18 protein-coding genes and 2 pseudogenes are annotated in these 16,422 nt (G+C 58.1%); 16 read left to right on the forward strand and 4 right to left on the reverse strand.

The window, feature by feature from the left end; translation table 11 throughout:
* Positions 1 to 328: FAD-binding oxidoreductase (locus tag V7080_RS06555; protein WP_334187604.1), on the reverse strand; the 328-nt coding region annotated here is incomplete at its 3' end.
* Between the two features lie 612 nt (positions 329 to 940).
* On the opposite strand from V7080_RS06555, the gene V7080_RS06560 reads away from it, so the two are divergent.
* From V7080_RS06560 to V7080_RS06570, 3 genes are all read left to right on the forward strand, one after another.
* Positions 941 to 1,393, forward strand: a complete 453-nt coding sequence (locus V7080_RS06560; protein ID WP_334187605.1) for a hypothetical protein — start codon at positions 941 to 943, stop codon at positions 1,391 to 1,393.
* A 112-nt stretch (positions 1,394 to 1,505) separates the two neighbouring features.
* Positions 1,506 to 1,748: a hypothetical protein gene (locus V7080_RS06565; protein WP_334187606.1), complete on the forward strand. Its 243-nt coding sequence runs from the start codon at positions 1,506 to 1,508 to the stop codon at positions 1,746 to 1,748.
* A 626-nt stretch (positions 1,749 to 2,374) separates the two neighbouring features.
* A complete protein-coding gene (locus V7080_RS06570; RefSeq protein WP_334187607.1) occupies positions 2,375 to 2,572 on the forward strand; it encodes a hypothetical protein in 198 nt (65 codons plus the stop codon).
* A 344-nt stretch (positions 2,573 to 2,916) separates the two neighbouring features.
* Here the strand turns inward: V7080_RS06570 and V7080_RS06575 are convergent, their stop codons facing one another.
* On the reverse strand, positions 2,917 to 3,969 hold the full coding sequence (locus V7080_RS06575) for an AraC family transcriptional regulator (protein ID WP_334187608.1): 1,053 nt from the start codon (positions 3,967 to 3,969) through the stop codon (positions 2,917 to 2,919).
* 125 nt (positions 3,970 to 4,094) lie between these two features.
* Between V7080_RS06575 and V7080_RS06580 the strand changes: the two genes are divergently transcribed.
* The 5 genes from V7080_RS06580 to V7080_RS06600 all read left to right on the forward strand — a co-directional run bounded on the left by V7080_RS06580 (position 4,095) and on the right by V7080_RS06600 (position 10,439).
* Positions 4,095 to 4,415 carry a 2Fe-2S iron-sulfur cluster-binding protein gene (locus V7080_RS06580; protein WP_334187609.1) on the forward strand — a complete coding sequence of 107 codons (321 nt, stop codon included), beginning with the start codon at positions 4,095 to 4,097 and terminating at the stop codon, positions 4,413 to 4,415.
* A gap of 17 nt (positions 4,416 to 4,432) precedes the next feature.
* Complete coding sequence (locus V7080_RS06585) at positions 4,433 to 5,845, forward strand: cytochrome P450 (protein WP_334187610.1); 1,413 nt, start codon at positions 4,433 to 4,435, stop codon at positions 5,843 to 5,845.
* The gene (locus V7080_RS06590; RefSeq protein ID WP_334187611.1) at positions 5,845 to 7,500 is read left to right on the forward strand and encodes a GMC family oxidoreductase; all 1,656 of its coding nucleotides are present in this window, start codon (positions 5,845 to 5,847) and stop codon (positions 7,498 to 7,500) included. The genes V7080_RS06585 and V7080_RS06590 overlap by 1 nt, the downstream gene beginning before the upstream one ends.
* A gap of 35 nt (positions 7,501 to 7,535) precedes the next feature.
* On the forward strand, positions 7,536 to 8,768 hold the full coding sequence (locus tag V7080_RS06595; RefSeq protein ID WP_334187612.1) for an NAD(P)/FAD-dependent oxidoreductase: 1,233 nt from the start codon (positions 7,536 to 7,538) through the stop codon (positions 8,766 to 8,768).
* A 1,032-nt stretch (positions 8,769 to 9,800) separates the two neighbouring features.
* Positions 9,801 to 10,439, forward strand: coding sequence for a TetR/AcrR family transcriptional regulator (locus V7080_RS06600; protein WP_334187613.1), 639 nt, complete (start codon positions 9,801 to 9,803; stop codon positions 10,437 to 10,439).
* A gap of 95 nt (positions 10,440 to 10,534) precedes the next feature.
* Here V7080_RS06600 and V7080_RS06605 read toward each other — a convergent pair.
* Positions 10,535 to 10,834: pseudogene (locus tag V7080_RS06605) on the reverse strand (IS3 family transposase); the annotation flags it as partial.
* Between V7080_RS06605 and V7080_RS06610 the strand changes: the two are divergent.
* A pseudogene (locus tag V7080_RS06610) lies at positions 10,832 to 10,999 on the forward strand (ATP-binding protein); the annotation flags it as partial. The pseudogenes V7080_RS06605 and V7080_RS06610 overlap by 3 nt on opposite strands.
* Before the next feature lie 70 nt (positions 11,000 to 11,069).
* Here V7080_RS06610 and V7080_RS06615 read toward each other — a convergent pair.
* Positions 11,070 to 11,240, reverse strand: coding sequence for a hypothetical protein (locus tag V7080_RS06615; RefSeq protein WP_334187615.1), 171 nt, complete (start codon positions 11,238 to 11,240; stop codon positions 11,070 to 11,072).
* Between V7080_RS06615 and V7080_RS06620 the strand changes: the two genes are divergently transcribed.
* The 7 genes from V7080_RS06620 (at position 11,239) to V7080_RS06650 (ending at position 16,355) form a co-directional block, all read left to right on the forward strand.
* Positions 11,239 to 11,550: a hypothetical protein gene (locus V7080_RS06620; protein ID WP_334187616.1), complete on the forward strand. Its 312-nt coding sequence runs from the start codon at positions 11,239 to 11,241 to the stop codon at positions 11,548 to 11,550. The two genes, V7080_RS06615 and V7080_RS06620, sit on opposite strands and share 2 nt — an antisense overlap.
* Positions 11,551 to 11,637: 87 nt before the next feature.
* A complete protein-coding gene (locus tag V7080_RS06625) occupies positions 11,638 to 12,603 on the forward strand; it encodes a DUF932 domain-containing protein (protein WP_334187617.1) in 966 nt (321 codons plus the stop codon).
* 203 nt (positions 12,604 to 12,806) lie between these two features.
* Positions 12,807 to 13,181 carry a hypothetical protein gene (locus V7080_RS06630; RefSeq protein WP_334187618.1) on the forward strand — a complete coding sequence of 125 codons (375 nt, stop codon included), beginning with the start codon at positions 12,807 to 12,809 and terminating at the stop codon, positions 13,179 to 13,181.
* Positions 13,182 to 13,263: 82 nt separating this feature from the next.
* On the forward strand, positions 13,264 to 13,752 hold the full coding sequence (gene radC, locus V7080_RS06635; RefSeq protein WP_334187619.1) for a RadC family protein: 489 nt from the start codon (positions 13,264 to 13,266) through the stop codon (positions 13,750 to 13,752).
* An 86-nt stretch (positions 13,753 to 13,838) separates the two neighbouring features.
* Positions 13,839 to 14,798 (forward strand): YqaJ viral recombinase family nuclease, encoded by a 960-nt coding sequence (locus tag V7080_RS06640; RefSeq protein ID WP_334187620.1) that lies wholly within the window; start codon positions 13,839 to 13,841, stop codon positions 14,796 to 14,798.
* Positions 14,799 to 14,865: 67 nt separating this feature from the next.
* Entirely contained in the window at positions 14,866 to 15,771 is a 906-nt protein-coding gene (locus V7080_RS06645; RefSeq protein WP_334187621.1) for a recombination directionality factor, read from the forward strand.
* Positions 15,772 to 16,022: 251 nt separating this feature from the next.
* On the forward strand, positions 16,023 to 16,355 hold the full coding sequence (locus V7080_RS06650; RefSeq protein WP_334187622.1) for a helix-turn-helix domain-containing protein: 333 nt from the start codon (positions 16,023 to 16,025) through the stop codon (positions 16,353 to 16,355).
* Positions 16,356 to 16,422: the final 67 nt, after the last annotated feature.

The following is a 16,422-nucleotide window of genomic DNA, read 5'->3' on the forward strand; positions in this document are numbered from 1 at the left end:
GCAGCAGATGACGTGCCTGACCAGCGTCCGGCGCCAGCGTGAACGTACCGGACGGGCCCAGCACCTGCAGGGTGTCGCCAGCGCGGAGTTGCTCGTTGAGCCAGCCGGACACCCGTCCACCCGCAATACGTTTGATGACGATATCCACCTGCTGGGATTGCTGCACCGGGCTGGAGATCGAATACGCCCGGCGGTGCTCCTCGCCGTCGATGGTCACCACGACCGTGAAGAACATGCCGGGCGTGAAAGTGATCGGCTGGCCGTCAGGGCGGGCCAGGACCACGCGGATGGCATCCAGTGTCTCCCTGGCGACCTCTACCACGTTCATCGGAGTGGGATGAAGGAGTTCATGCGGTGGAGCGGCCGACCGCGCGGGCAGCTGGGGCTCGAACGTCCTGAATGTCTTGCGATGAGACGTTGAGGTAGCGGCAGCCGACTGCTCAGGCCGTCTGTTACTGATGAGTCTGACCATGTCCCGGCGGAGATGGTTGAGCCTGCGCAGCAGTGACAATTGGGGCTTCCTCCAGAGCTGAACAGCTTTCCCAACCGATGGTCACACGACCAACGCACTTGGTCAAGCGGCCAAATGCTCATAAACTAACAGGGGGAGTCGGAGCCACCACTCGGGGATTTACCCTCCGCGAACCGTGTCCTCAAGAAAACTGCGATGACTTAATAGCTGTCCTCCAACCGTCCGTTGAGCAGACCCTCCCGCTTATCGCAGATGCGTATCGGTCACTTGTAAACATGATCATCGTTGGTCAGCCATCCAACGACAGGAAGACGGGCCAGGACGCATCAGTTGTCACGTTGGGCTGGCGAAGCTGGTGCGATGCCATGTGTGAGGGATGCGCATGTACTTACGCCAGCAAAGTAAGGTGTTCGACGACAGGCTTAGAGCCAGCTCATTGATGTGTTCACTTTCGAAAAGGGGTATTGCATGAAAAAAATGATAAAGCGCAGCCTCATGCTGTTGCTCAGCCTGCAGCCGGTGACCTCGATGGCGGAAGATGTGACTCGCAACCTTCAGGTGAATGGATTCGCCACCGCCTCCGCCGCGTGGCTCGATAATGACCAGGGCGGCGAATACATCCAGGATGCTTACGGCAATCCCGGGTACACCGAAAAGCCGGACTTCGGCAAGGAGTCCGTAGCCGGACTCCAGATAACGTATCGAATCGATGACCGTAGCAATCTGGTCACCCAGCTTCTCAGCGAAGGGCGCAACGAATACACCCGCGGAGATATCGACATCACCCTGCCCCCGGTGATTCCCGGCGATCCGTTGAACCTGGATCAAAGTCCGACCAGCTTCGCGAGTCTCGGCGCCTCGTACGACGATGGCCGCTGGTTTCTGGCCGCAGATGCGCACAAGCTGACCTGGTTATCGTGACTCATCCAAATACCGCCATGACCAGCATTACTTCAACGCAACTCGAGCGCCTGTATTTCGGCATGTCAATGCAGACATTTTTAATCTTGCAGACGACCAAATTGCCAATGTAATGGCGTACACGGTGGCGTTCGATGTTTACAACCGTGTTCAGCTTGAGCTTGGCCGAGTTTTTGAAAAACTGAAGTACGCACCAAGAGTTATCCAAGAGCGTCTGGCACAAGCGCTAGACTACATCATGGTTGTTGTTAATCGGTCGATGGAAAAGGCGCGCTCCGGCAGTGTGCAGCGCTCCATGCGAGAGATTGCGTCCTCGGCGCTACAAGACGCGCTTACGGTGTTTTCAGAATCATGAAGATCCTTTGCTCAAGCATTAATGCTCTGCCCGATAGATTGCCTGCGGGTACTCGGGCATTCACCTTCTTGGAAGCGTCCCCCCGCGCTGATATCGGACGCATCGCCTGTGGTTGGCGAAGTGAGTTGGAAAGCGTTGGTTATGCTCCGTCGATCCCGGTATGGGATTTCATGCTTTTTTGTTTTGCTGTTTATGCGGCCGATGTAGTAGTTCTTCGAAAAGGCACTGCCGATGGCTGGACGCGTCAGATTGAGCTCGATATCACGGTCAATGACCCTCGTCCATGGGTGGTTCAGCGAAAGCTGCGAACCGCATGCGCACGAGTGCCGTAGCTGCCTCCTCATTGGGGGGGGTTCTGGCGACGGCCCGTGATGGGACAGACCCGGGTATCAATGCGTGGGTTGCTTCGATAAAGCAACGCGGCCTATCAGCGCAGGACGCCGCCCTTGAAGTTGTGCAGAAGTTGGTGCCAACCGGGGGAAGTATTGACGAGGAGTCTGCAAGGAACGCGATGAGTCAGGCCATTGCTCATCTCTACGAGGTGGACCCTAAGCCGGCTCCCTGATGGAGCGATAGCGACTGTTTTTGATGTCGATGGAGAAGGCAAGAACCTTTTCTATAGCAAGGTGCTCAAAAAAACACCCGAGCAAATGAGTAAATACTGGACCCGAATGATGTTCACCGGCAAAGCCCAACCACCCCGCACAGTCAAATCCGAGGAACTGAAGGCCGCACTGCTTCAAAAGTCTGGATCCATTGGCTACATGGATTCCAGCAAGCTGGATGGGAGCCTGAAAGTAATTACCTTGGTACCTGATAAGTGAGGCAGTATTTCTCACGCCCTTCCTGGCAACACAGTGCAAATCGGAAAGTCATCCCTGATTCGAGATTGTCATCATAAGGGCCTCGCCAATGGCGGGGCCTTTGTGTGCTCCAGTTAGCGTCGTTGGCTCTTCAAGTATTCTCTACACAGCTGAAAACCATAGCCCCGAATCAGCCGATGGCCACGCGCCGGTTCAGATCAAAGTTGATGCGGGAGACATTTCAGCCTACATCCAGTGGGACAACTGTAAGCCCCCCCGTCAACTGGACACTAGTTTGTAAAAGCCGCTGCTAGTGTTGCTTTGAATTTTTGGCGGTATTCAAGCGGAGTTTGTTTGAGAGCGCTTCAGCTTTTCCGGGACGAGCCGACAAGGCGCCGGTACTGCTCAGGCGACTGGCCAAACCAGCGTTTGAAGGCACGCCTGAAGTTGGCGCTGTCATGGTAGTTCAGCAACGCGGCAATGTTTTCGATCGACAGTGAGCTTTCACGGAGGTAGCTGGCCGCCTGGCTGGACAGGATGTCATCGCGAATCTGTCGAAAATTGCTGTTCTCCTGTTTCAGCTTCCGGGCCAGAGTGCGCTTACTCATGAAAAGAGTGGCAGCGGCTTCCTCTTCACTGAGTGTGCCGGGCGGTCGGGATAACATCATTTTCTTGAGGCGGTTCTGGTAGCTGGACGTCTGTGTCTGCAGTTGCGCCAGCATGGTCTCACACGTCTGCAGAGCGAGGCGATAGCTCTCGTGATTGGCCGAAGCGTTCGGCTCATGACACAACGCCAACGGCAATCGGAGCGTCAACTGATCACAGCCGAAATCAATCTGCCCGGACAGATACTCTGAATAAATCGCCAGGTATTCGGGCGCTGGATGGGTGAAGCCTATTTCCGCCTCGTCCAGAGGACGGCCGACAATGAATTCGCCGAACTCAAGCAGTACCGAGATAATCAACTCCGCCATACAGCGCAGAAGTTCATCATCGAGCGGCATCTGGAAGGTCGGTCTACATTCGAGGTCATCTTCTACTTCCTGCAAGTTCAGCTCGATAACGCTGGCACGGGTGGGTAGAAAGGTGTGTATCGCCTGAAGCGCGCTGAGCAGGTTCGGGCTGCTGGAGGCGGCAAAGCCCATCGCGCCGTGGGTTGCTGGCGTCAAGCGCTTACCCAGCCGCAAACCGAATCCTGGTTGGCCGGACAACTCCAGAGCGTTGCGCAGAATCTGTATCTGCTGGACAGGGGTAATCAGGCCATCCTCACTCAGCAGCTGCAGGGCGCTGAGGCTGGTTCCCTGGAGCAATTCGGGTAATTGCCGGGCTGTCAGGCCGAGTTCGCGGGCGATCAGCCGTGAATAGTTCGACGGAATATCGGCGCCCGGATTGTCCCTTGCATCAGTAAGTTGCGTCATGGGGATCGGCCCTGAAGAATGGCTAGATTGTCTCTAAATGACCCCCTTGCTGTCAAGAAATGACCTCCTCGTCATGGCGATGCGGAATGACCATCAGCACAAGACCTAATTGCAGGAGAAAGGCATTGGCCAAGATCACGTTTTTTGAGCATAACAACACCGAGCATGTTGCCGAGTTCGAGGCAGGCACTACGTTGATGCAAATCGCAGTCACCAATGCGGTGCCCGGTATAGACGGGGATTGCGGCGGAGAGTGCGCGTGTGGGACATGCCACATCATCGTTGACGAGCAGTGGTTCAAAAAGACCGGTGAGATCGCTGATGCCGAAGAGCAGATGCTGTCCATGACACCGGAGCGGACTGGCACCTCGCGTCTTGGCTGTCAGGTCAAGGTTACAGAAGCGATGGATGGCATGATCGTCTATTTGCCTGAATTCCAGATGTAAAAAATGCGGAGCAAACAATGATAACGAAATCAAGCGAAACCGCCACGATTCAGACAAAAGTGATAAACGCCACATCCAGATTGGTGCCCATGCACTTGCAGATCAAGGCACTGAAGATGCTGATGAAGGCAAAGAGAAAGACCGTCGGGGCCAAGACCCCGATGCTGCACTTTGTCGAAGTTCCGTTGCCCGATGTTAATACTCTGGCTCTTGAAGACATCGATATCAGTAACCCGTTTCTGTATCGGCAAGGCCAGTGGGGCGCCTATTTCAAGCGGCTCCGGGACGAGGCGCCGGTGCACTACCAGAGTAACAGCCCGTTCGGGCCCTTCTGGTCGGTTACACGTTATGACGATATTTTGTTCGTGGACAAGAGTCATGAGCTGTTTTCCTCCGAGCCGCAAATCGTTCTGGGGGATCCTCCGGATGGCTTATCAGTAGAAATGTTCATCGCCATGGACCCGCCCAAGCACGACGTACAGCGCCGCGCGGTTCAGGGGGTTGTGGCGCCGCAGAACCTGAAGGAAATGGAGGGGCTGATTCGCAGCCGCACTGGAGAGGTGCTTGACAGTCTACCTCTGAACAAGCCATTCAACTGGGTGCCGACGGTATCGAAGGAGCTGACTGGTCGTATGCTGGCGACTTTGCTGGATTTTCCCTACGAGCAACGTCACAAGCTGGTTGACTGGTCAGATCGCTTGTCCGGTGCATCATCGGCCACTGGCGGTGAATTTGCCGATGAAGATGTCATGTTCGACGATGCTGCAGACATGGCATGGTCTTTTTCCAGACTTTGGCGCGACAAGGAAGCACGTCGTGCAGCCGGTGAGAAGGTCGGTTTCGACCTGATCAGCATGATGCAGAGCAACGAGGATACCAAGGACCTGATCAACCGTCCGATGGAGTTTATCGGTAATCTGGCGCTGCTCATCGTCGGCGGCAACGACACCACGCGCAACTCAATGAGTGGTGGCGTGCTGGCCCTGAATCAGTTTCCCGAGGAATTTGCCAAGCTGAAGGCGAACCAAGAGCTGATTCCGAATATGGTATCGGAAATCATCCGTTGGCAAACCCCGCTAGCACATATGCGTCGGGTTGCCACCCAGGATATCAAGCTCCATGACCAGACCATCAGGAAGGGCGATCGCGTGCTGATGTGGTACGCCTCGGGCAATCGTGACGAACGGAAATTTGAAAATCCTGATCAATTCATCATTGATCGTAGCGATGCGAGAAATCATATGGCGTTTGGCTATGGCGTTCACCGTTGCATGGGAAACCGCCTCGCTGAACTGCAACTACGCATTCTGTGGGAGGAGTTGCTCAAGCGTTTCGATGACATCGAAGTGGTTGGCGTTCCGGAGTTGGTACAATCCAACTTTGTGCGGGGCTATTCCACGCTGATGGTCAAGTTGACGGCTAAAAGTTGATGAGCCATCAGGCTGGGGAGGCGTCAGAGCAGTTTGATTATGTGGTGGTCGGCGCCGGCTCAGCTGGATGTGCTGTCGCTAACCGCCTGTCCGAGAGCGGCCACTATTCCGTGCTGCTGCTTGAGGCCGGGCCGGAGAGCCGTTGTAACCCGTTCGTGAACATGCCGCTGGGCTTTTTACAGCTGATGTTCAGCCGTCGCTATAACTGGCAGTTCAACACCGAGCCGCAGCGGCATATGTATGGTCGCTCGTTGTTCCAGCCACGGGGCAAGATGCTCGGAGGGTCGAGCGGCATGAACGCGCAGGTTTATATCCGCGGTCATGCCCGGGACTACGATGAATGGGCGCAGCTGGGCTGCTACGGATGGTCGTACGAAGAGGTGCTGCCTTATTTCACGAAGTCGGAGAATTTCGAGCCGCCATTGAACCAGCGTGATGCGGCGTTTCATGGTCGTGGAGGCCCACTCAATGTTGCCGAACGCCGCTATACCAATCCCCTTAGTCAGGTGTTTGTTGAGTCTGCAATGCAGGCTGGATACCGCTACAACAGCGACTTTAACGGCCATGATCAGGAAGGCGTAGGTTTTTACTATGTCTATCAGAAAATTGGTGCGCGATGCAGCAATGCACGCGCCTATCTTGAGCCAGCGGCAGGACGCTCGAACCTGACGATACGCAGTGGTTCACACGTCACCCGAGTACTGCTCGAAGGGACGCGTGCTGTCGGAGTGGAGTATCGAAGTGGGACGGGCTTGGTGCAGGTTCGAGCGGCGCGCGAGGTAGTGCTCTGCGGTGGCGCATTCAAGTCGCCACAGCTGCTGATGTTATCCGGGATCGGTCCGCGAGAGGAACTCGTTCGGCACGGCATTGAGGTGCGTCACGCGCTGGAAGGCGTAGGGCAGAATCTTCAGGATCATATCGACGTGTTCGTCCGGGCCAGGGCACGCACCCGCCTGGGCATTTCGATGCATCCAAGCTTCTGGCTCAAGGGACTATGGGCCGTGCTGCAGTATCTGGCCGGTCGGCGCGGCGTGCTGTCCAGCAATGGTGCCGAAGCCGGCGGGTTTATCCGCTCCCGGCCGCAAGAGCCGATTCCCGATCTGCAACTGCACTTCGGGCCCATGCTGTACGCTGATCATGGGCGGGACATAAAGACCGCGATGAGTGGTTATGGCTACATAGTCATGATCTACGTGCTTCGGCCTTTGTCACGCGGGCGCGTCGGTCTGCACAGCGCCGACCCCTATGCGGCGCCGCTGATCGATCCCGCTTATTTGTCCGATCCTGCGGATGTTGAGCAACTAGTTCGCGGGGTGCGACTGGTGCGCGGGATTCTGGCGCAGCCGGCCTTTGCGCCGCACCATGATGTCGAGGTTTCCCCCGGAGGGGCGCTGTTGGCGGACCATGACCTCGCTGACTGGGTGCGGCGCAGCGCTGAGTCGGCATATCACCCGGTCGGTACGTGCAAAATGGGCGTGGATTCGCTGGCAGTGGTGGATCCGCGTTTGCGAGTGCATGGGGTGCAGTGTCTGCGCGTGATCGACGCCTCGATCATGCCGACCCTGGTGGGTGGCAATACGAATCAGCCGGCGACCATGATCGGCGAGAAAGGCGCCGCGATGATGCTTGAGGATGCCGCCACACCCGGTGGCTGAAAATCCCCTTCCCGTAATTCAGTTCGAGAGAGGCAATGGCCAACAAATCGCATGAGGTGACCGTCATCGTTGGGGGGGGGCATGCAGCAGGAGCGCTTTTGGCGGCCTTGCTGCAAAGCGGATATCAGCATGAGGTGGTGCTGGTCGGTGAAGAACCGCATCCACCGTACCAGCGACCTCCTTTGTCGAAGAATTATCTGGCAGGTGAGGTTGAGCAGGAGTCACTGTACCTGAAGCCGCGCTCGGTATATGAAAATGCAGGCTATCAATTGCGGATCGGTGTGCGTGTCGATCAGATCGACCGAAGCAGCAAAACCGTCAGATTATCCGATCAGAGCACGATCCAATACGACCGCCTTGTCCTGGCAACGGGCTCACAGGTTCGTCGCCTGAAGTCGCCCGGGGCCGAGTCGAAGGGCATTTATTATTTGCACGACATCGCTGACGCGGATGCCCTGCGCGAGGAGCTCGTTCCGGGCAAACGTCTGGTCATCGTCGGCGGCGGTTTCGTCGGCCTTGAGGTCGCTGCCAGCGCCATCAAGAAGGGTGTCAGTGTCACGGTGCTGGAAGCTGCCGAGCGTCTGATGCAGCGGGTTACCGGGCCGGAGATGTCCGCCTTTTTCTATGCCAGACACCGTGAAGCCGGGGTGGACGTACGACTGGACACAGGGGTGATAGGGTTCGAAGCAGGTGATCACGGGTGTGTTGCTGGGGTCAGGCTGGCGAATGGCGACACGGTGTCTGCGGATATCGTGCTTGTTTCGATTGGCGTGATACCGGATACCGCACTGGCAGAAGCGGCCGGCCTAGCCTGCGATGGCGGCATTCTCGTTGACGAGTTTACTCGCACCGATGACCCTGCGATTCTGGCGATCGGCGACTGCACACGTCATCGCAATCTTTTCTTTGAGGACAGGCTACGGCTTGAGTCGGTAGCCAATGCTGTAGACCAGGCGCGCACTGCCGCAGCGGTATTGATGGGTGAGGAAAAGCCCTACGATAGCGTACCGTGGTTTTGGTCGAACCAATATGACATTCGTCTGCAGATGGTCGGGTTGTCACAGGGCCACGACCAGCGTGTCATGCGCGGCAGCCTCGGGGACAAGGGATTTGCAGTGTTCTATCTGCGCGACGGCTGCGTCATCGCGGTCGATGCAGTCAACCTGCCGATCGCCTTTATGGTCGGCAAACAGTTAGTGCAGCGACGCAAGGCTGTCAGCACTGACTTATTGAGCGATCCGCATACCGATCTGAAATCTCTGCTCTGAAGCCGCTCATTGGCAGCATGGCTGGAAACACGCAGTGGAGCCTGATGTACGTGGAGCAGAAATTCGAGAAGCTGGCGAAGAGCGGATATGCGGTGGCGTGAGGCAGGAAGTGACCTGAAATGACGCGTGTGTGAGTAATTTCAGGAGCGGCAGACGGAATAAGGAAAATTCACGCGACAGACTGAAAATGAAACCGCGCCATAATGTGGCGCCGTTGCTGAAGGCGCGGCTTTCGCTGAAAAGACTTTTTTACAGCCTCAACCGGTGTTTTTCATCTGGAAGCGAAATTCTTCCAGCACGACGGCGATCCCCCCCCGTATTTTCCGATGATGCCTCGTCCTCAAGGGCAACCAGTTCTGCTGCCACCGGCGAATCCCGCAGCAAGAACAAAACGAGGAGAAAGACCTTGAAAATATATCTGATCATCGCCCAAGCCCATCCCGAACTACTCGCATTACTTGTTATTTCTTGCCAGTCATGCCCAGGGCAACTGCTTGTGCCATGCCCCAGTTCTGTATGAGCATGTTTGCTTGCTGGTGGACTGTTAACGGCAGAGTATGGGCGGCGTTACACGCTGCGCGGTCAATGACCGTCTGAATGCCTGGCCGGTCCACAGCTAATTTGGTTGTCCGGCCATGCAAGGTTTTTGAATGTATATCGCAACGCGTATGTCCATGAAACCAAATGTCGGCAAGCATTCAGCGCCCCGCCTTTACTCAGACAAAACAAAGGGTTACAATAAATTCCCGTGCATCTTGATGGGCTCGCAGGCATTCTGCCGTGTCCTCTACACCAAATATGTTTGCTCCGCTAATAATCAGCCAGGCCGTTGATTCGTTACTTGACCAACAGGCGGAGCTTGTTCGGCATCAGCCTGGAGCCCTTGAGAACGGCACGGCCAGTGATGGCTTCGGCTCGCCATGAGGCAACTGAAGCGCGCTGCCAAGCGCATTGGTAGCGATTCAAGTCATACAATCACCGGACGGTTGCAGGCTGTCAGTTGACCAATCGCGTCCTTTGTCGAGCCCATCCATGAATCAACCAAAGTCATCTGTTGGGAAACCCCGAGTCGACACCACAGACCGTGAGCTCATCCTCACGGCGGCCGCGCGGCTGTTCCGTGAAAATGGTTATGAGCGCACGACTGTGCGTCAAATCGCCGACGCTTGCGGCCTTCTGCCAGGGAGTCTGCATTACCGCTACCCGGCGAAAGAAGCCATACTGCTGGACATGATGAAGGCCGCGATCGAGCAGACCATCCGCGCCATCATTGATGCGACCGCCCCTGTCGCCGACCCTCTGCATAAATTGCGTGCTGCCATGCAGGCCCATATCCGGGTGCTGCTCTCCGGCAACGACATGTTCTATGTGCTGCTGTTCGAGTGGCGTTCGCTGAACGGTGAGGCCCGCGCAGCCATGATTGCCGAGCGCGACCGCTACGAGCGCTACTGGGCAATTTTGCTCGATACGCTAAAGGTGCAGGGCTATATCCGACAGGAAGTGGATCTGCACATGCTGCGGTTGATAGGACTGGGAGCGCTTAACTGGGTGGCCACTTGGTACCGGGAAGGCGGCCGCTATACCGAGGAGCAGATTGGAGACATGGCCTGGACCGTGCTAACCCAAGGCGCTCTGTTAGTCACCCATCACAATCAGGCATCACACATGTGATGCCGTTTTGAATTGTCCTGGCTTTACTAGCTACTTGCCAGACTTACTGGATTTTGCTGTTCGTACGGTACAGGTAATTGTCCTTACTTAAAACCATGCCGGCGTTCTGCATTGTGGAAGAGCCCGATGTAATCGAGAATGTCCTGCTGCACAGTAGCTGATGTATCGCAGTTTTTCCGCCATATCCGCTCGCGCGTCAATAGTTGGGAAAAGCTCTCCGCCATCGCATTGTTCTGACAGTTTCCACGTCGACTCATGCTGGAAATCAAGCCGTTCGCCTTCATGAATGCCAACCAGACATAGCTGGTGAACCGACTACCCTGATCTGATGGCATGATTGCCTCCTGCTCAGGCTTTCGTCGCCATACCACCATCAACATGGCGTTCAGCACAAGCGCTACGAGCGCGGCAGCATGGTGCTGACCAACAACTTGCCCTTAACCCCGTGGGCCTCGGCCTTCGCCGACAACCAGGCCCTGACCGCAGCCATGCTCAGCCGGCAGATCCATCACGCGCACAGCGTCCAGTTCAACGGAATCAGCTACCGCCTCAAGGACTAGCGCAAGGCAGGTGCCTCGCCCCGCAAACCCGTCACGCCTGAATAATCACCATATCCCAAGAGGTCAGTTTTCAATCGGCGTTGACACCCCCAGCCACGATCCCAGATTTTTTTAAATACACATCACCTAAATGAGATAGCTGCTCGCCCGTCATTAACGAGCTGCCCACATCAATCCATCGAAGCCCGCACTGATCCCAGTCGCGGGCTTTTTTATGCCCACAAGAAAGGAGATTTTCCATGCTTTGTCCGTTTTGTGGCGCCGATGCCGTTTTCAGCAAACACCACGGCCGGAAAATCGGCGGCACACTGGGCGCTATGGCAGGCGCAGCCGGAGGTGTTACCGAGGCTCTGACCGGCGCCCGCATCGGAGCCGCTGTCGGCGCCTTCATCGGTCCTGCCGGCTCTATTGCCGGGGCGGTCCTAGGTGGGCTGATCGGTGCGGCAGCCGGCTGTGCCACGGGCGCTGCCGTGGGCGAGGTCATTGATAAGCACATTCTCAATGACTACCAGTGCCTGCGGTGCCGGCGCGACTTCACCGACGAGTCCTGATCACCGGACCTCTCACCGACCGTATTCAGCTTTCTGCACCTCTCCGTTTCATCTCCCCCAATTTCATTTTTGAATGAGGAAGCTCTCATGGCTCATCTCGTCGAATCCATGGCCTATCTAGGTCAAACTCCGTGGCATGGCCTCGGTCATCAACTCCCTGCCCAGCAGCCCATCGAGGTCTGGGCCAAACAGGCTGGGATGGATTGGGAAATCCGTGAAACGCCGGTGCGCTTCATCACTGGCGCTGCCGGCAATCTCGGCGCTATTGAATCCTTTCCCGACAACAAGGTGCTGTTCCGCTCCGACACGCATGCCCCGCTATCCGTGGTCAGCCAGCGCTATCAGGTTGTGCAGCCTCGCGACATTCTGGAGTTTTACCGCGACCTCAGCGAAATCTCCGGCTTCGAGCTTGAGACGGCTGGGGTACTCAAGGGCGGCCGCAAGTTCTGGGCCCTGGCGAGGACCGGCCAGAGCGGTACGCTCAAGGGCAAGGATGTCAGCCGGGGCTATGTCCTGCTGGCCACGGCCTGCGACGGGACACTGGCCACCACAGCGCAGTTCACCAGCATCCGCGTGGTCTGCAACAACACGCTGGCCATTGCCCTGGGCAGGAACGACGGGGCGGTAAAGGTGCCGCACAGCACCCGCTTCGAGGCCGAGGCCGTCAAGAAGCAGCTGGGCATTTCCGTGTCGGGCTGGAAGGACTTCATGGATCGCATGAAGGCCCTCTCGGAACGGAAGATGAAGAACACGGAAGTACAGCGCTTCTTCCTGCAGGTGTTTACCGACACCAGCAGCAACGTCCGGTCCACGGGCACCACCAACGAAAGCGCCATGGCCAAAGCCCTGTCCCTGTACGAAGGCCGTGGCAAAGGCGCGACGCTGCCCTCGGCTCAAGGCACGGCCTATGGCCTGTTGAATGCGGTGACGGAGTTCGTGGATCACGAGCGCCGCGCCCGCAGCACGGACTACCGGCTGGATTCGGCTTGGTTCGGCCAGGGCGCCGCCATCAAGCAGAAGGCACTGGAGCAGGCCTTGTTGATGGTGGCCTGACGCCCTAGATCCTCACGGCATAAAGCCCGGCCCGCCTGCGCGGAGCCGGATCGGTCTTTATGCCACCTCCTCTCATCACGCCCTGTCCGGCCCCGTGCCGGATGGGGCGTTTTCATTTTCATCCTCGGAGAAAACGCATCATGCCAAATCCTCCTAACGCTGCAGTGGTTCCGATAGTCCAGACAACTGCCAACACGGACACCTTGGCAAATGACGTCATTCCACTCCCCGCGGCACTGGCGGCCGTCTGGGGAGCCTTTCTTTACGAAGGGCTTCTGGCACATATCCCGGACAAGGAGCGCAACCAGCAGATCCTGGATACCTGGAATCAAGGCTGCGTGGAGCTGGTCATCGCCGCCACCGCCTTCCTGCCAGAAGTCTGGCATCAGGCTTCAACAACCTGGGAAGGGCTGGAGCAGGATCTGCCTGGTGTCTTTGAGTACGAGGTGATTTCCCCCTTGGGGGTCTACCTCGGGGATTACCTGCTGTTCCATGACGGCCTGCTGCCTGATGTCGACACCATGAAACGCGTCATCCACGCCTTCATCCGGGATTTCTTCCGCCAGCAGGCGGCCTGACTCCCACAGCCTCACCGACCTTTCCTCCCTAATTTTCCACGCACACGCCCGGCCTCATGCCGGGCTTTTTCAGGACCTAGTCATGAACGTGTTTGAAGCCAAACCCAACGGCAAGTATGTCGCCCGCCGCCAGTTCGGCCCGGACGACGTGCTGGCTCTTGCTGCCGACATCGTGCGGCAGCGCCTGCAGCGCGGAGAGGTCATGGGCAGCCCCATCGCTACCCGGCACTACCTCGGCCTGCAACTCGCGGACCGAACCCGGGAGATTTTCGGTGTCCTCTTCCTGGACAGCCAGCACGGACTGATCGCCAATGAGGAACTGTTCCAGGGCACTATCGATTCCACAGCGGTCCATCCCCGCATCGTGGTACAGCGCGCCCTGCAGCTGAACGCCGCCGCCCTGATCCTCTACCACAACCATCCCTCTGGGCTGCCGGAGCCGTCAGCGGCGGACCGTCAAATTACCGAACGCCTGGTGCAAAGCCTCGCGCTTATCGATGTGCGAATCATCGACCACCTCGTGGTCGCCGGTACGGCATCGGTCAGCTTTGCCGAACGTGGCTGGCTGTAGCGCTTCCTTTTATTTCCTCCCTCAACGCCATACCGCCCGGTCGAACGCCTTGCGACACCGGGCATTTTGCTTTTGGAGCACTGCGTATGAACACCGATGCCTCGACAACAGAATCACCAGCATCAGTATCGCCCCTCACGTCTACTCGCGCTCAACCCGCCCTGCGGCTGGTCTCCACCAAGGGCCTCTCTCGCGAGGAATGGCTGGCCTACCGCCGCCAGGGCATCGGCAGCAGCGATGCAGCCGCCGCAGTCGGCCTGAATCCCTATCAGTCTCCGCTGGAGCTGTGGCTGGTGAAGACCGGCCGCGACGACCATCTGCCGGCGGTCGATCCGGAGGACGACACCAGCCCCATGTTCTGGGGCACAGTGCTGGAGCCCGTGGTGGCGGAGCGCTATGCCCGCCGCACCGGCTTCAAAGTCCGACGCTGCAATGCCGTGCTGCAGCACCCCAATCCCGACAAGGCCTGGATGCTGGCCAATATCGACCGGGAGGTGGTCGGCCATCCCGAGGTGCAGGTCCTAGAGTGCAAGACGGCAGGCGAGTTCGGTGCCCGGCTGTGGCGCGACGGCGTTCCGGACTATATCCAGTGCCAGGTGCAGCACCAGTTGGCCGTCACTGGCAAGCAGGCGGCGGATGTGGCCGTACTGATCTGCGGGCAGGAGCTGCGCATCCACCGTATTGAGCGGGACGAGGCCCTCATCGCCTCCCTTATCGAGCTGGAGCGGCGCTTCTGGCAGTACGTCGTCACCGACACGCCCCCGCCCGTGGACGGTTCGGACTCCTCTGCGCAAGCCCTGCAGGCACTCTACCCCATTGATCGGGGCGAAACCCTGGACCTGCGCGAGGATCCCGAGCTCTCGGCCACCTTCGACTCGCTGGTGGCGGTGCGGGTGGAGCTCGACGCTCGCAAGGCCACCGAGGCCCTGCTAAAGCAACGGATCCAGGAACGCATGGGCGAGGCCAGCCGCGCCCTCTTCGCTGCCGGCGCCGTGAGCTGGAAGAAGAGCAAAGCCGGCGCCCGCCGCTTCCTTATCCATCCCTGACCCGGGAGGCCACGCTGCCAAAGACGGCGCGGCCTTTCTGTCCTCTTTTCCTTTCCGGAGAACCACCATGATCAAAGGCTTGGCTATCACACCGCCCATTCTCGGACGTATCAGCATCGGCAAGGTCGTCGAGAAAAACGGCAAGCGCCTGCCCGAGAAGGACGACCAGTTCACCCTCACCACCCAGGTCCAAAATAGAGAAGGCTGGATTCCGCATCCGCTGGATGAGGAGCTGCGTCAGAAGGCTGGCAACGGCAAGCTGCGCAGCATCCCCGTACGAATGCTCTTCAACGATCCCGACCTCAACCTGCGGGCCGAATACTCCCTGTTTGACCGCACCAGCGGCCGGCCTCTATGCGTGGGCAACGGCGAGACATGCCGGCGTTACTCGCCGAACGGCATGCAGAGCCTGCCCTGCCCCTCCCCCGAGGGCTGTGATCTGGCCCGGGGCGGAGCCTGCAAGCCCTATGGCCGCCTGAACGTACATATTGGCGACGATGATGAACTCGGCACCTTTATCTTCCGCACCACCGGCTTCAACAGTATCCGCACCCTGGCGGCGCGGCTGCGCTACTTCCAAGCGGTGTCGGGTGGGCGTCTGGCCTGCCTGCCACTGGAGTTAAAGCTGCGTGGCAAGAGCACGACCCAGAGCCACCGAGCGCCGATCTACTACGTAGACCTTTGTCTGCGCAATGGCCAGTCGCTGGAGCAGGCGGTAGCGGAAGCACGGGAGCAGGAGGAGCGGCGACGCCAGGCCGGCATCGACCAGGCGGCGCTGGAGGATGCGGCTCGGGAAGGCCTTGGCAACGGTCTCTTCGAGGACCAGGAGGAAGATGTGCCCGCCCTGCTGGAGGAGTTTTATCCGGAGGCGGAAACAGGCCACGCCGACAATACGCCACGTGCCACGCTGCCGGGCAAAACCGGGCTACGGGAAAAGCTGGAGCAGCAGTCCGCCCGCATCGCCTCGAACTGAGGCGCCTGCATGGCCTGCAGCATAAGAAGGCCCGCCTCCCGGCGGGCCTTCTTTTTTTGCCCGTGCAGTACCTATCTTGACTTAGGCCATACAAGCGCCTTACTTCTTTGGTGCCATCAAGGAAGACCACCCCTTCTCCCTCGCATTTTCCTCTCCCGGATTGGAGACTGGATATGGAGAGCAAGCGCTGCTCGGCCTGCGGCTGCAACTTTCATCCCCGTCCTCAGAATCCTCACCAAGGGCGCCGCACAATGACAGACACCACCAAGGTTCAGCTGGGCCAACGCATCCAATTGCTCAGAAAACGAGCAAAACTGAAGCAGGAGTACGTGGCCGACCAGGTCGGCCTGGACACCAAGTCCCTGAGCCGTATCGAGGGTGGCTCCCGCTTCCCGTCGATGGAGACACTGGAAAAGATTTCCGTAGTCCTGGGCGTTCCCCTGAAGGCCTTCTTTGATTTCCCGGAGGAGCCGGTCCCCCCGGAGGAGCTGCGCCGCTATCTCAGGGAGTTGGCAGACACGCTGAAAGATGAGCAACTCCCTCAGGTGGTGGGTGCCCTGAGGGATCTGTTACAAGAGAAGTGAGTAAAAAGCAGAGGTGCCCTAAATTGCTACCGGCACAGGCTTACACTGCTTTTTGACAGCCCGTGCC

It is taken from the genome of Noviherbaspirillum sp., assembly GCF_036846085.1.
Taxonomy (GTDB): domain Bacteria; phylum Pseudomonadota; class Gammaproteobacteria; order Burkholderiales; family Burkholderiaceae_D; genus Noviherbaspirillum.

Bases quoted from the DNA above. Each gene is read 5' to 3' on its own strand.
- V7080_RS06560 (WP_334187605.1), top strand. From the start codon at position 941: ATGAAAAAAATGATAAAGCGCAGCCTCATGCTGTTGCTCAGCCTGCAG.
- V7080_RS06565 (WP_334187606.1), top strand. From the start codon at position 1,506: ATGGCGTACACGGTGGCGTTCGATGTTTACAACCGTGTTCAGCTTGAG.
- V7080_RS06575 (WP_334187608.1), bottom strand. From the start codon at position 3,969: ATGACGCAACTTACTGATGCAAGGGACAATCCGGGCGCCGATATTCCG.
- V7080_RS06585 (WP_334187610.1), top strand. From the start codon at position 4,433: ATGATAACGAAATCAAGCGAAACCGCCACGATTCAGACAAAAGTGATA.
- V7080_RS06590 (WP_334187611.1), top strand. From the start codon at position 5,845: ATGAGCCATCAGGCTGGGGAGGCGTCAGAGCAGTTTGATTATGTGGTG.
- V7080_RS06595 (WP_334187612.1), top strand. From the start codon at position 7,536: ATGGCCAACAAATCGCATGAGGTGACCGTCATCGTTGGGGGGGGGCAT.
- V7080_RS06600 (WP_334187613.1), top strand. From the start codon at position 9,801: ATGAATCAACCAAAGTCATCTGTTGGGAAACCCCGAGTCGACACCACA.
- V7080_RS06620 (WP_334187616.1), top strand. From the start codon at position 11,239: ATGCTTTGTCCGTTTTGTGGCGCCGATGCCGTTTTCAGCAAACACCAC.
- V7080_RS06615 (WP_334187615.1), bottom strand. From the start codon at position 11,240: ATGGAAAATCTCCTTTCTTGTGGGCATAAAAAAGCCCGCGACTGGGAT.
- V7080_RS06625 (WP_334187617.1), top strand. From the start codon at position 11,638: ATGGCTCATCTCGTCGAATCCATGGCCTATCTAGGTCAAACTCCGTGG.
- radC (WP_334187619.1), top strand. From the start codon at position 13,264: ATGAACGTGTTTGAAGCCAAACCCAACGGCAAGTATGTCGCCCGCCGC.
- V7080_RS06640 (WP_334187620.1), top strand. From the start codon at position 13,839: ATGAACACCGATGCCTCGACAACAGAATCACCAGCATCAGTATCGCCC.
- V7080_RS06645 (WP_334187621.1), top strand. From the start codon at position 14,866: ATGATCAAAGGCTTGGCTATCACACCGCCCATTCTCGGACGTATCAGC.
- V7080_RS06650 (WP_334187622.1), top strand. From the start codon at position 16,023: ATGACAGACACCACCAAGGTTCAGCTGGGCCAACGCATCCAATTGCTC.